Raw genomic sequence first — 14,412 nt, forward strand, 5'->3', positions numbered from 1 at the left:
GGAGAAGGTGCGTATGAAAACTGGACTTATGACGCTTGGCGAGGCTTTGATCGACTTTATTCCAATGGATGCTGAAAATAAGACGTATATAAAGAGCCCTGGCGGTGCTCCTGCCAATGTGGCGGTGGGCGCTGCCCGTTTAGGGATGACTTCCGCTTTCATTGGGAAGCTAGGGAAAGATGTGCTGGGGACTTTTTTGAAAGAAACATTGCAGGAGTATGGAGTAAGTGTTTCATCTCTCATTTTGACAGAATCCTATCGCACGGGCCTTGTGTTCGTCGCATTGGAGGAAGACGGAGAGCGCAGCTTCAGCTTTTATATAAAGGACAGTGCCGATTTCTTTTTAGAAGAAGCCGAGATAAAAGAAGACCTATTTATGGATCATAAAATCTTTCACTTTGGTACGATTTCGCTTTTAAGAGAACCGGTGAGAACGGCTACAGAGAAAGCGCTGTTTTACGCCAAAAAGCATGGAATGATTATTTCATTCGATCCGAATGTGCGTCTAACTCTTTGGAAAGATGAAGAGCTTCTTAGACATACGGTCTTAGCCATACTGCCGAAAGTAGATGTGTTAAAGCTGTCCGAGGAAGAATTATTGTTTTTATCCGGGGACACGAAGACAGAAGTCATTGAACAATGGATCAAAGAATATAACCTTTCGCTCGTCTGTTTAACGAAAGGAGCACAGGGAAGCATCGTCTTTACGAAAGGCGGTTTTGTGGAAGTGGAAGCTTTAAGAGTGAAAGCCATTGATACGACTGGAGCTGGAGATGCCTTCGTATCCGCCTTGCTATATTGTCTGAACGAGCGGACAGAGGAACTTTCTTTTCTCACACTTGAAGAAGCAGCTGAGATGGCTCGCTTTGCTTCTGTCTCAGGAGGGCTGGCTGCCTCGCAAAAAGGGGCCATGACGGCGCTGCCTGTACTGCCTGATGTTCAGAAAATAATCGGAGAGAACAGGAGTATAGAATGAATCAACAAGAATGGCTTCACCAAGTTGCTGCAAAAGTAAAAGAAAACGAGGAAAATCGAAAGAAAGACCCGCATCGCCTTCTTTTTCATTTGATGCCGCCAGTAGGATTGTTAAATGATCCAAACGGGCTGATTCAATACAAAGGAAAATATCATGTTTTCTACCAATGGAATCCATTTGCCACATCGCACGGTCCAAAATGTTGGGGTCATTATTCTTCTGGCGATCTAGTGCACTGGGAAGAACAGCCTCCAGCTCTGATGCCAACTGAATGGTATGACAAAAACGGCTGTTACTCAGGCAGTGCGATTGAAGAAGCGGGAAAGTTACTATTGTTTTATACAGGGAATGTGAAAAAGGGAGAACAGCGGGAAACATATCAATGTATAGCTGTTTCGGATAATGGGATTCATTTCGAGAAAGAAGGGCCGGTTATTTTGCTGCCTGCCGGTTTTACGGCTCATTTTCGTGACCCGAAGGTGTGGAAAACAAATGGCAGCTGGTACATGGTCGTAGGTGCACAAACGGTTAAAGAAGAAGGAGTGGTCGTGCTTTTTTCTTCATTAGATTTGAAAAAATGGCACTATAAAGGTCCTATTGCAGGGAGCTGCATGAACGGTTTAGGTCATTTCGGATATATGTGGGAGTGCCCGGATTTCTTTCAACTGGATGACAAAGATATTTTACTAGTCTCTCCCCAAGGATTAAAGCCGGATGGCTATCGTTATCAAAATCTGTTTCAATCTGGTTATTTCATCGGAGAATGGAAGGAAGGAACGATCGAATTTACTCATGGAGAGTTTTGGGAGCTTGATCACGGGTTCGATTTTTATGCCGCCCAGACATTTAAAGATGAAAAGGGAAGACGCATTATGATTGGCTGGATGGGGATAACGGATGAACAGGAATCCTTCCAGCCAACGATTAAAAAAGGCTGGGTTCATGCGTTAACGATTCCGCGTGAATTAGTTTTGGAAGGAACAAAGCTTTTGCAAAAGCCTGTTGCAGAATTAATGAAGCTGCGGAGAAAAGAGACATTTCATGGCCGTGTTTCTTTAGGAGTGAACGGAAAGACATGGGATGGGATATGTGAAGAGGCTAGCGAGATCAAGGTACAATTTGATAACTTGGGTGGAGAAAAGATAGAAATCGAGATTCGTGGCAATGTCACTCTCCTTTTTTGTCCGATCAAAAAGCTGTTTACATTAACGAGAAAATCCTATAAAGACGGAGCGGTTGAAAGCCGGTCTTGTGAGTTGCTGCGATTAGAAGATGTGCATATTTTTCTCGATACAAGTTCGCTAGAGGTTTTTATAAACGGAGGACAAGAAGTATTTACAGCTAGATTTTTTGCGGATCCAGAAGAACGATCTATTGTTTTTAAAACAAATGGACGAGCCAATCTTTTTATTCAGAAATGGAAGCTGGGAAATTAAATCATGATTAAAAGATGGAGGGGTGGAGATGTTTAAGAAGTTATTTGGCAAGAAAGAGGCCGCCTCAGAGACGATTAGTGTGTATGCTCCTGTAAGCGGTCGGTTTATTCCTCTTGAAGAAGTACAGGACCCCGTTTTTGCGCAAAAAATGATGGGGGATGGCGTAGCGATCGAACCATCTGAAGGAACCATTGTATCACCGATAAAGGGAGAGGTAGTGTTAGTATTCCCAACCAAGCATGCCATTGGGCTTAAAGCGGAAAACGACGCAGAGCTATTAGTCCATATTGGGCTTGATACGGTAATAATGAATGGGGAAGGATTTACACTTCATGTAGCAGAAGGGGAGGAAGTAGCGCCTGGCGACAAATTAGTGACGTTTGATCTAGAGTTAGTGAAGTTAAAAGCAAAAAGTGCTATTACTCCTGTTGTTATTACCAATAGTGATAACATACAAGATATTGAAAAGAAAGAGTCCGATGAAGTAGTGAGCGGTCAAAGTGAAATAATGATCGTCACTTCCTCTTAAGGGATAAAAGGTCTATAAAAAGAAGATTTTAAAAGCAACTGCTGACAAATGGCGGTTGTTTTTTTGTTGTGTTGGAGTAACATGTATTTTGATTATTGGAGTTATCGTTCGAAAAAATGATATGATTTATAAAGGAAAGAAAACGAACGCATTGATTTGGACTAAAATGCAGTCATAGAGGTGGAAGGCGAATGAGCAAGATTGATGATCAGCTTTATCATTATTTAGTAGATAATTCAAATGCCATTACAGATGCCTGGCTGGCAATGAGAGACGAGAAGGCAGGATCTGTTTACTCAGCGGATGCCGATCCATCTGTAGAACAGTTGCTTCGGCAGCAAAATCGCTTAACGAATCACACGGTGGCGAGCATTCTTCTCGAAGACAAGGAAAACTTTACGCGACAAAAAGAGAAATGGGCTCGGGAAGTAGCTGAGAGCAGAGTATCGAGCAATACGCCGATTCACGAAGTGCAGGTTGCGCTCAATTCGGGGAGAAGAGCGTATTGGGGTTTTGTGGAGAAATTTGTAGAGCAAAATAGAAATGAAGTGACATATGAAGATATTTTAAGATGGGGGAATGTTATTCACTCGGCATTTGACGGGCTGAACATTCTGTTCTCTGAAAAGTATTTTGATCTCATGATGAGCAGGCTTTCAGCTCAGCAAAGTTTGATCGAAGAGCTAGGTTCTCCCGTTATTCCGATTACGGCTTCTACAGGAATATTGCCTTTAGTTGGTGATATTGATACATTGCGCGCTAAAAATATATTAGAGCGAATTCCTAAAAAGTGTGTAGACGCTGGCATTGCTCATTTATTTATTGATCTATCGGGTGTGTCGATCATTGATACGATGGTGGCTCATCAGATCTTCCAAATTATCCAAGTGTTGAAATTATTAGGTATCCAGTCAACTATGACTGGAATCCGTCCAGAAATTGCCCAAACGGCTGTGCAATTGGGAATCGATTTTTCCGGCATCGACTCTTTTAGCTCCTTGCAGCAAATACTAGGAAAACACTCTCTTAAAGAACTCGATGAGTGAAGGATGAAACGAATAAAAGATTGGTCAGCATAAACAATGAGTTCGGAGCGATCAACAGAAGCAGCTGAAAACCTATCTTGAGAAGGGCCAAGTTTTTGGGTGAATAAGGAGGGCGTGTATGCTAATAGCAGGGCAAAGAGATATGCAGCAAATGGACCAGTATACGATAGAAACCATTGGGCTGCCCGGTGTCGTGTTAATGGAAAACGCTGGAGCAAAAGTGGTCGAAGAAGTTTTGAACGTTTCGACTTGCAAACAGCCGAAAGTCATTGTACTAGCTGGTGGAGGAAATAATGGTGGAGATGGGTTTGTCATTGCCCGGAGGCTGTTTGACACGGGGGTAACGGTTCTTCTCTGTTTAGTGGTGGATCCTGAGCGGTTGAAGGGTGATGCAAAGGTTCATTTCCATGTTTACACGAACCGCAAGTTGCCTGTTTTTTATTTGCATGAGCAGTCATTACCAGAACTTCAAAGTCACTTAAACGAAGCGGACATCATTGTAGACGCTCTGTTAGGAACAGGAGTAGATGGGCCGCTAAGAGAGCCTTTTCATCAAGTCATTTCGCTAGTTAATGAACAGGCAGGAAAGAAAGAGATTTTTTCTGTTGATATTCCGTCAGGTTTAAATAGCGACACTGGAAAAGCAGAAGGAGCAGCTGTACAAGCTTCAAAGACAATCAGCTTTGTCTTTCCGAAAAAGGGTTTTTTCCTGCAAGATGGTCCAACGTACATTGGTGAGTGGAAGGCGGTTGATATTTCTGTTCCATCTTCAGCGGCGAAGACTCTGGGGCTTTCGCTGCCAAAGCTGATAACTGAAGCCTTTGTTAAAGCTTCTATACCGTTGCGTCCTCCGAATGGTCATAAGGGAACGTTCGGTCATGTTCTAGTCGTAGGGGGATCTCGCCAATACGTGGGTGCTCCTGTTTTTTCTGCTGCATCAGCTTTACATAGCGGGACAGGGTTAGTGACGCTGGCTGTCCCGGAGAGTATCTATTCCATGATGGCGGCTCAGCATCCAGAAGTATTATTTTTACCATTACCGGAGAAGGATGGCCACTTTGCAGAACAGGCTATTAGTGAACTGGTACCGCGTCTTCATGAATTCGACAGCATAGCGGTTGGGCCTGGCATGAGCCGGTTTCCCGACGGTGAGAAATGGATGAAAGAATGGATGGCGTCGCTGCACGGGCAGCCGGTCGTCATAGACGCTGACGGTTTGTATTTAATTAGAAATCAATTGGATCTAGTAAGGCAATATGAAGGGGATGTTATTTTTACTCCTCATCCCGGTGAAATGGCTAGTTTATTAAATATGAGCGTCAAAGAGGTAGAGGCCGACCGTATAGGCATCGCTCGCTGGTTTGCCCGGGAGCATCAGCTCTATTTGTTATTAAAAGGCCACCGCTCTATTATTGCTGCACCGGATGGAGAAGTTTATGTCAATCCATATGGCAACAGTGCGCTTGGGAAAGGGGGCAGCGGTGATGTGCTGACAGGGCTTATTGCTTCTTTCCTTGCCCAGGGAGCGCCTCCTTCAGATGCCCTCATTTCAGCAAGCTATTTGCATGCGAGAGCTGGTGAGGAAAGGGCGAAAGTATTGTCCCATTACGGAGTTATGCCGTTTGATATCATGGATGGAATACGCGGGCTGCTTAGAGAATACGAGCGGGGCTTATAAAACAAGAAGGGTGCGCTAAAGTTTTTTCTTTAACGCACCCTTCTTTATAGTTAACAGAACGTATCAGACGATTTTGGATTTTTTAATCCGAAAAGCGGACGAATAAACAAAGCAGCATATGTGCCAAGCATCGCCATAACTGCCCAAACCCAGCCATGAAGACTGAAGGAAGCGATACCGCCAAAGTAGGCACCAATGTTACAGCCAAAGGCAAGACGTGCGCCGTAGCCCATTAACAATCCGCCGACAATAGCGGCAGCGGCCACTTTCGGTTGAATTTTCTTCGGTTTAAACGTCCCTTGGAAGGAAGCCGAAATAAAAGCGCCTAAAATAATGCCGAAATTCATGACACTTGTAGAATCGGCCAGAACAGTTTGTTTCAGTGCTTCACCGTTAGGGCCTGAGAAGAATCCCCAGCTGGATACATCTGCTCCCATCGCCATCAGGGCTTTTCCACCCCAAAGCGCAAAAGCAGAAGTAATGCCCCATGGGTTCCCTCTAACGGTTAACGTTAAGGCATTTAATAAAGCTAAAACGATGGCAGCGGTAATTAACGGCCAAGAGCCGCGAATCACTTTTTTCCAACCAGTGGTCGTCGGCAGCGGCTTCATCATTGGCGGGTTTTTCTTTTTCGCAATTTGTACCGTAATCCAATAAATCGCCGCAAATAAAATTAATTGCACAACTAGCGCTCCAAAATAACCGAGACCCGTTGATTCTGCTAAGGAAATCGGCGGCAATGACGGCGTATCCTCCATCCAAAAAGTAAAATGGTAAGCCCCGAGAACCGATCCCGTAATAAAAGCGAGAAGGGTTAAAATCATGGATGAAGCCCCGCCGCCTACTTGATACAGCGTTCCGGAAGCACAGCCATTTCCAAGCTGCATACCAACCCCGAAGATAAAGGCACCGAAAATCAAGCTTGTGCCTACTGGCGATACATAGCCAGCAGGAGTTATTCCTGTAAAGCTAAAGCCTGTTCCGAGTATAATTGCAAACAGGATAGAAGCCACGGCAAGCATAATCATATGAGCCTGCAATCCTTGGACATTCCCCACCGACATGAGCCGGCGGAAAGCAGAAGTAAACCCAAATCGTGCGTATAATAACGTAACACCAAGAGCAAGGCCAATGATAAATAATACTCCTTGTGTCCAGGTTGTCACGTTTACAATCACAGCAAGAAGAATAAGTGCTATAACAATCCCAGCTGACGCTAATGGTTTTTGCATCGGATTCAGCCGGGTAACGACCGTCGTTGATTTATGATCCCAATTCGGCGGCGTAGTCAAAGTTGTCTGTGTCATTCATTCCACCTCTTATCCTATTTAAATAGTTGGGATTAACAATATATATCATAACTCTTTTCTAGAGAAAAGTAAATAAAGTGCATAGACTATTGCTTCCTGAATTAATGAAAGACAGCTAGTTTTTTAATTTGTAAAAACATTCATTTGCAAGAGTTTGAATATTTAAACTTCAATAAATAATTATAATTATTCTAATTAAAGCCGATATAACATTTGGAGATCAGGATAAGAATACATGCTTACTGAGAAAAGAGATTATAAAAGAAAGTGGGTAGAGAATTGTCTCTCATGCGAGCAAATGAAAAGCTATTAAAACGGCAGGAGGTAGTCTAATAAAGACAAAAGAGAATATATTCGTTATAGAGTGTTTGGGAGGTTATCTAAGCACTGATCAGCAAGCAAGGCAATATATATAAATAATAGAGGGGTAAAAAATGAGTAGATTATTTCGTTTTAAGAGCATAAAAGGCAAAATGATAGCTGGATTTTCAGCAGTCATTTTTCTTGTTGTTTTACTGGGGCTTTATAACTATATGGTAATGAAAACCATTAATCAAAATGTTACGTCCATGGTGAACCAAGAGCTTCAACAGCTCACTGCGAACGATCAGATGGCCACTACAATGGCTAACAGAATTGCGACAGCTAGAGCTTATGTGCTGACTGGCAACGACGTGTACATAGATCGTTTTAATGAATACACAGAAGAAGGGAAACGTAACGAAGCAATTGTTAGAGAGCTTGGCGCTTCGGAAGAGTTTGACCGTCTAATTAAGAGTACGGTTGAGTGGCGGCAATTTGTTTCAGCGAACGTATTCGACGAGTATGATAAAGGTAATAAAGACATAGCCCGTCAAAATCTTATCAATTCAGAAAATCAAGTTCGCGAATTAATGGACGGCTATCAAAAACTAGCTAGTAACGAAAAAGACTCCATTAATAAGATGGGTCAGCAAATAATCGCCAGCGGCAAAAAGACAATGACGGTTATCACGATTATATCCCTTTTAGCTGCTGTGTTTAGTGGAGTCATCGCTCTTGTTACTGCCAATCTGATTTCTACTCCATTGAAGAAGGTGATGGAGCGAATGAAGGCTATTGCTGGCGGCGATTTAAGCCTTGAACCGCTGACCGCTAATACAAAGGATGAAGTAGGCCAGCTTGTACAGGCGACCAATGAGATGACTCATAATATGAGAAATTTGCTAAGACAAATCAACGTTGTTTCTGAAACCGTCACAAGCCAAAGTGAGGAGTTAACACAAGCCTCTAATGAAGTGAAGGTCGGAGCTGAGCAAGTTGCGGCGACAATGGAAGAGCTCGCTTCCGGAGCAGAGACCCAAGCGAACAGTGCGGGGAATTTAGCCTCTATTATGGAGACTTTTTCCGGAAAAGTGGAAGAAGCCAATGAAAATGGAGAACATATCGAAACTTACTCCGTTGATGTGTTAAACATGACGAATGAGGGCAATGAATTAATGAATTCCTCTACGACTCAAATGGCTAAAATTGATCGGATTGTACGAGATGCCGTTGAAAAAATGGAAAGTCTCGATCAGCAGTCTCAAGAAATTTCAAAATTAGTGTCTGTTATTAAGGATATCGCTAACCAAACGAATCTTCTTGCTTTAAATGCAGCGATTGAAGCGGCGAGGGCGGGCGAGCATGGTAAAGGGTTTGCTGTCGTAGCAGATGAAGTAAGAAAGCTTGCGGAGGAAGTCGGTGTTTCAGTCAATGACATTACAGGCTTCGTATCAAATATACAAAGTGAATCCAGCATTGTAGCGGAATCGTTAAAAATGGGTTATACAGAGGTTGAGCAAGGAACTGCCCAAATCAAAACGACTGGCGAAATGCTTAATAAAATTAGTTCTGCCGTAACAGAGATGGTGAGCAACATTCAAACGGTCTCTGCTAACTTGTCAGATATAGCAGCAAGTGCGCAGGAAATGAATGGCTCCGTTGAAGAAATCGCTTCGGTTGCAGAAGAGTCAGCTGCAGGGGTAGAAGAAACAGCGGCTTCTGCCCAACAGTCCAGCGCCACGATGGAAGAAGTCGCAGCCAGCTCGAAACAGCTCGCAGCATTAGCAGAAGAGATGAATGGGTTAGTCGGTCAGTTTAAAGTTTAAACAAGACAAGTACAAGCGGGCAGCAGAAAAGCTGCCCGCTTTAAGTGTTAAAGACTATGTAATATAGAATCAGTTTTTCTTCAATCGCTTTTTTAATAAAATGGTATAGAGTGATAAAACATAGACTGCCTATGAGCCCTCCTGCACATACATGAGAATAGACACGAGCAATGCAAAAAATATAGCGGGCCAGTGCCACCGAGGGAATGGAATCGATACAAATGCGGCAAATAGTCCGCAAATGACCAAAAATACGCCTTTATAAAACAGCAAGAGAAAAATGTTATTGAACAGTTTTCTCTTTATTTGCTGCTTCGACGTTTACCCGGCCTGAGAAAAATACAGCTCCCCCGCCCATATCAGCTACTCGATCAGGGGTCAAAGCATTGACGAGATGTTTCTTACCGAGAGCATCTGACCAGAGACCTTGGCTTACGACAACGCCAGGTAAAACTTGGTCACCTGTAGAAACGGTTAACTCACATTCTCCACGGTGATTCCACACACGGACAACTGTGCCGTCTTCGATTCCTAAACGATCTGCATTCTGTTGATTCATAAACAACTTAGGCGTTTTTTCAAGCTTTATATGTTTCTCGTTATTAGAAAACGTAGAGTTCAAGAAGTTATGATTTGGTGCCGGTACAAAGAGAAAAGGAAGATCGGATTCCTGCACTAACGGCTTATGCGTAGGAAGAGCCGGATGGCCGTCTGCTTCCATTTTTTTAGAGTATAATTCGATTTTACCGCTCGGTGTTGGTAAGTTTTTCAGTCGCTGATCTATATCTTTTGCTTTTACGAATCGCTTATTTCTAAGTTCTTCATACGTCACAACAGGGAAGTAAGGGTTAGATACATGACTTAACGCTTGTTCAATTAATTGTTCATCCGTATCTTTAAACTCTTGTTCGTCAAACCCCAACGCTTCTGCTAACAACCGGAATACATCGGGATTCGATTTGCTTTCTCCATAAGGCGCGATGACCGGTTCATGCAAATGAAGGTAATTGTGCCAGGAAGAAGTATAAAAGTCTGTGTTTTCAAAAGCAGAGGTTGCCGGTAAAACAATGTCAGCAAACATGGCTGTTTCGGTTAAAAAGAGATCATGAACGACCGTGAACAAGTCTTCCCGCGCTAATCCATCCCGTACTTTATTGGCCTCTGGCGCCACCACTGCCGGATTCGTGTTGTAAATAAAGAGTGAACGAATCGGCTTTTCCAACTCGAGCAGGGCTTTCCCCAGCAAATTCATATTAATGACCCGTGTTGGCTGCTTGAGAAGGTCTGGCCGCTGTAGCGCTTTTCGATTATATGTTAGATAACCAGAGCTAGACTTAACGGCGCCTCCGCCTCTTAGCAGCCATTGTCCTGTTAAAGCAGGCAGACAAGCAATCGTCCGCACAATCATCCCGCCGTTATCATGGTGCTGGAGGCCGTTTCCAATCCGGATCATAGATGGAGAAACCGTTCCGTACATCCGCGCTAACGTATAAATATCTTCTGCTGGAACACCGGTAATCGTAGAAACAGTCTGTGGATCATAGGCTCCTACATGCTTTTCAAGCTCTTCGTATCCAACTGTGTATTCTTGTAAAAATGAGCGGTTAACTAGGTTTTCCTTATAGAGAATGTGCATGATGCCTAGTGCAAGGGCGCCATCTGTTCCAGGAAGAACAGGGATGAACCAATCTGCCATCCGTCCTGTCTGGTTTTTATGCACGTCAATGACAATGATTTTTGCTCCATTTTTACGCGCTTTTTGTGCAATCATCATTTGATGCATGTTTGTGCTAACAGCATTGATGCCCCAAATGACGAATAGCTTTGTTTCTTTCATTTCTTCCGGATCGGTTCCATAGCTTCCACCCATTGTGTAACTAAACCCTACTGAGCCTGCAATATTACAGATCGTACGGTCAAGCTGGCTAGAACCGAGCCGATAAAAGAAACGGCGGTCCATTCCTTCCGCACTGAGTTTTCCCATATTTCCATAAAAACTGTAGGGGAGAATGGACTCGGCTCCTTCCTCATGAATCAGCTTTTTCCAACGAGTGGCAATCGTTTCAATCGCCTCCTGCCAGCTAATAGGAACAAACCTGCCTTCTCCTTTTTGTCCGATTCGTTTTAGAGGTGTTTTTATTCTTTTATCGTCATAAATGCGTTCACCCATATTTCTTACTTTGTTGCAAATAGCACCTTTCGTTATGGGATGTTCGGGATCGCCTTCAATTTTGGTGATTTTTCCATCTTTTTTATGTACGAGCAATCCGCATTGGTCCGGACAATCAAGCGAACAGACTGAGGGGACTACACCATTTTCTATCTTGATATAGGATTGCATATTTAGTATCCTCCGATCATATAGATTGCTTTTCTGATTATATCATAGTAACGGAACATTTAGAACGTTCAGAAAAATATTTAGGCTGAGGTTATGTATAAAATCGGTTATAGTCTTCAGTAGTTGAGTTTAGCAGTCTCCCAAGCACTAGTGGTACTGCAAAGAATCTGCTTGCCGCAAAAGATTCAAGCCTTCTCTTATTAAAAAATGATTGACACCCCTTCGAGAACGTGTCATAATCCTAGTGAAGTTATATGAATATAAAAAATAATAAATAAACTCTTATCAAGAGCAGGCGGAGGGATGAGCCCTATGAAGCCCGGCAACCGGCTTACTTTTAGCACGGTGCTAATTCTTACAGCAGTTCATGCTGAAAGATAAGAAGTTGTGTTTACCAAAACCTCTTCTTATTGGAGAGGTTTTTTGTGTTTATTTACGGAATGGGATTATAGAGTAAAAAGAAAGAAGTGAGGGCATCTTGAAGAAACCGGTTATATTTTGTGACTTTGATGGTACGGTGACGAAGAAAGACAACATCATTAGTATTATGAAACGGTTTGCTCCTCCTGAGTGGGAGAAGTGGAAAGATGGTGTGCTATCTCAATCTATCAGTATTCAGGAAGGCGTCGGGAATATGTTTGCCCTTCTTCCATCTTCTCTTCGACAAGAGATCATTGACTTTGTTTTAGAGACAGCAGAAATCAGAGAAGGGTTTGGCGAATTTGTACAGTATACAAAAAAACAAGGCATTCCTCTTTATATCGTCAGCGGAGGCATTGATTTTTTTGTAAAGCCAATGCTTGAACCATTTAGTGAAATTACAGGGTTATATTGCAATGAAGCAGATTTCAGTGGAGAGCATATTCATATTCGCTGGCCGCATGAGTGTGATCAGGAATGTCCGAATCAAAATTGTGGCTGTTGCAAGCCGGCTATCATTCGTAATACAGCGAATGCTGATCACTATACTATTGTAATCGGTGATTCTGTGACTGACTTTCAGGCAGCGAAGATTGCAGATTCAGTGATTGCAAGAGATTACTTGGCGGAAAAGTGCGAAGAGCTTTCTATTCCTTTTCAGCCCTTTGAAACATTTTATGATTGTATCAATATTTTAGAAAACTTAAATCTTAAATAAGCAGTTATACTTTCTATATAGCAGTGAATAAATTCGGAATGTTAGGAATAATGAAGGGGGAATTATGATGACAACTATTAAAATTCAAGGAACAAATGAAGTGATCGACAATCAAGAAGAAGTGATTGCCTTTTTGGACAAGCAAGATGTCATTTACGAGCATTGGGATATTTCTAAATTACCCGCTCATTTGCAAGAAAAGTATGTGTTGAATGATGAAGAAAAGCAAGAGATTTTAGCTGCTTTTGAAACGGAAATTAAAGATATTGCCGAGAGACGCGGATATAAAGCTTGGGACGTGATTTCCTTAGCAGATCACACTCCAAACTTGGAAGAGTTATTGAAAAACTTCCAGCGTGAGCATCATCATACAGATGATGAAGTCCGATTTATTGCAAGCGGACACGGCGTTTTTGTTATCCAAGGAAAGGACGGCCGATTCTTTGAGGTTCATTTAAATCCTGGAGATCTTATTTCGGTTCCTGAAAGTGTCCGCCATTACTTTACATTATCTGATGACCGTAAAGTAGTTGCTGTCCGTATTTTCGTAACAGAAGAAGGCTGGGTGCCAGTTTACTAAAAGAGAGTTTTGGAATGAATGAAGTTACAGAATGACAGAGGAGGGCATTTTATGGGTGTAACAGCTACTTATCTGTTCCCGTCGCATCCCGATCAAGAAAAAAAGGCAGAACAATATGCTTTAGGCCTGACAGTCGGTTCTTGGACAGATATTCCACATTTGGAGCGTCAGCAATTACAGAAAAATAAAGGGGAAGTTGTGTCAGTAGAAAAAGGAGAGGAAAAGGACACAGTAAAAATCCATTATCCATCCGCTAATTTTTCAGCCGATCTTCCCGCTATTTTGACAACCGTATATGGAAAGCTTTCTTTTTTTGAAGGCCATGAGTTAGTTGATCTAACATTTGATGATGAGCTTCTCCGCCAATTCCCTGGACCGCGCTTTGGGGTGAAGGGGGTCAGGGAGAAATTAAATCTATACGATCGTCCCTTGTTGATGGCTATTTTCAAAGGAGTGATAGGCAGAGATTTGTCTTTTTTCTCTTCTCAATTAGAAGACCTGCTGGCAGGAGGCATTGATCTGATTAAAGACGATGAAATTCTTTTTGAGAATGAGTTAACGCCTTTTGAAAAGAGAATCACAACAGCTAGAGAAATCATTAACCGTCATTATGAACATACAGGCCAGCGAGCTTTATATGCAGTGAATCTGTCGGGGAGATCAAATGAACTTCAGGAGAAAGCAGAGCGGGCGCAAGAACTAGGAGCGAATGCTTTATTGTTTAATGTGCATGCTTATGGATTGGACACATTGCAAGCGTTGCGTGAAAATGACAATATTTCTTTGCCTATTATGGCACATTCTGCTTTATCAGGCGTTCTAGCTGGACAGCCTGGCGGTGGCTACTCGTATTCCTTGCTTGTTGGAAAGCTAACGCGTCTAACCGGTGGAGATTTCTCCTTATTCCCAAGTCCATACGGGAATGTAGCGATCCCATCGTCTGATGCATTAGCGATTGGGCAGGCGCTTACGGAAGAAAATCGTTTTGAACAAACTTTCTCTGTGCCTTCTGCTGGGATTCATCCAGGAATGGTGCCGCAGTTGTTAAAAGATTTTGGCAGCGAGAGCTTGGTCATCAACGCAGGAGGAGGAGTCTTTGGACATCCAGATGGACCAATCAGCGGTGCCCAAGCTTTCCGAGCTGCGATTGATGCGAGTATAAATAATGTTTCCTTAACGGAAGCAGCTAAAACGTCAGAACCTTTAAAGCGTGCCATTGACCAATGGGGAATTGTCACGACTTCATAAA

The 14,412-nt window shown here is 42.8% G+C and carries 11 protein-coding genes and 1 riboswitch; of the genes, 9 read left to right on the forward strand and 2 right to left on the reverse strand.

From position 1 onward, the window contains the following. The first annotated feature begins 13 nt into the window (after positions 1–13). From AC623_RS02225 to AC623_RS02245, 5 genes are all read left to right on the forward strand, one after another. Positions 14–976 carry a carbohydrate kinase family protein gene (locus tag AC623_RS02225; RefSeq protein WP_197090934.1) on the forward strand — a complete coding sequence of 321 codons (963 nt, stop codon included), beginning with the start codon at positions 14–16 and terminating at the stop codon, positions 974–976. After that, positions 973–2,412 (forward strand): glycoside hydrolase family 32 protein, encoded by a 1,440-nt coding sequence (locus AC623_RS02230; protein WP_049660129.1) that lies wholly within the window; start codon positions 973–975, stop codon positions 2,410–2,412. The genes AC623_RS02225 and AC623_RS02230 overlap by 4 nt, the downstream gene beginning before the upstream one ends. A gap of 28 nt (positions 2,413–2,440) precedes the next feature. After that, positions 2,441–2,941, forward strand: a complete 501-nt coding sequence (locus tag AC623_RS02235; RefSeq protein ID WP_049660131.1) for a PTS sugar transporter subunit IIA — start codon at positions 2,441–2,443, stop codon at positions 2,939–2,941. 191 nt (positions 2,942–3,132) lie between these two features. After that, complete coding sequence (locus AC623_RS02240) at positions 3,133–3,987, forward strand: STAS domain-containing protein (RefSeq protein WP_049660135.1); 855 nt, start codon at positions 3,133–3,135, stop codon at positions 3,985–3,987. A 118-nt stretch (positions 3,988–4,105) separates the two neighbouring features. Continuing rightward, positions 4,106–5,665, forward strand: a complete 1,560-nt coding sequence (locus AC623_RS02245) for a bifunctional ADP-dependent NAD(P)H-hydrate dehydratase/NAD(P)H-hydrate epimerase (RefSeq protein WP_049660137.1) — start codon at positions 4,106–4,108, stop codon at positions 5,663–5,665. A 50-nt stretch (positions 5,666–5,715) separates the two neighbouring features. Here AC623_RS02245 and AC623_RS02250 read toward each other — a convergent pair whose 3' ends face one another. Further along, positions 5,716–6,972 carry a YeeE/YedE family protein gene (locus AC623_RS02250; RefSeq protein WP_049660139.1) on the reverse strand — a complete coding sequence of 419 codons (1,257 nt, stop codon included), beginning with the start codon at positions 6,970–6,972 and terminating at the stop codon, positions 5,716–5,718. A gap of 437 nt (positions 6,973–7,409) precedes the next feature. Here AC623_RS02250 and AC623_RS02255 point away from each other — a divergent pair, with 437 nt between their 5' ends. After that, positions 7,410–9,104 (forward strand): methyl-accepting chemotaxis protein, encoded by a 1,695-nt coding sequence (locus tag AC623_RS02255; protein ID WP_049660142.1) that lies wholly within the window; start codon positions 7,410–7,412, stop codon positions 9,102–9,104. A 283-nt stretch (positions 9,105–9,387) separates the two neighbouring features. Here AC623_RS02255 and AC623_RS02260 read toward each other — a convergent pair whose 3' ends face one another. Further along, positions 9,388–11,445: a molybdopterin-containing oxidoreductase family protein gene (locus AC623_RS02260; RefSeq protein ID WP_049660145.1), complete on the reverse strand. Its 2,058-nt coding sequence runs from the start codon at positions 11,443–11,445 to the stop codon at positions 9,388–9,390. Between the two features lie 279 nt (positions 11,446–11,724). After that, positions 11,725–11,829, forward strand: a riboswitch (SAM riboswitch). A 91-nt stretch (positions 11,830–11,920) separates the two neighbouring features. Here AC623_RS02260 and AC623_RS02265 point away from each other — a divergent pair. The 3 genes from AC623_RS02265 (at position 11,921) to AC623_RS02275 (ending at position 14,411) form a co-directional block, all read left to right on the forward strand. Continuing rightward, entirely contained in the window at positions 11,921–12,583 is a 663-nt protein-coding gene (locus AC623_RS02265; RefSeq protein ID WP_049660147.1) for a 2-hydroxy-3-keto-5-methylthiopentenyl-1-phosphate phosphatase, read from the forward strand. A gap of 67 nt (positions 12,584–12,650) precedes the next feature. Further along, a complete protein-coding gene (locus AC623_RS02270; RefSeq protein WP_049660149.1) occupies positions 12,651–13,163 on the forward strand; it encodes a 1,2-dihydroxy-3-keto-5-methylthiopentene dioxygenase in 513 nt (170 codons plus the stop codon). A gap of 51 nt (positions 13,164–13,214) precedes the next feature. After that, positions 13,215–14,411, forward strand: coding sequence for a 2,3-diketo-5-methylthiopentyl-1-phosphate enolase (locus AC623_RS02275; protein ID WP_049660150.1), 1,197 nt, complete (start codon positions 13,215–13,217; stop codon positions 14,409–14,411). The last annotated feature ends 1 nt before the right edge of the window (position 14,412 follow it).

It is taken from the genome of Bacillus sp. FJAT-27231, assembly GCF_001183975.1.
GTDB classification, from domain to species: Bacteria; Bacillota; Bacilli; order Bacillales; family Domibacillaceae; genus Pseudobacillus; species Pseudobacillus wudalianchiensis.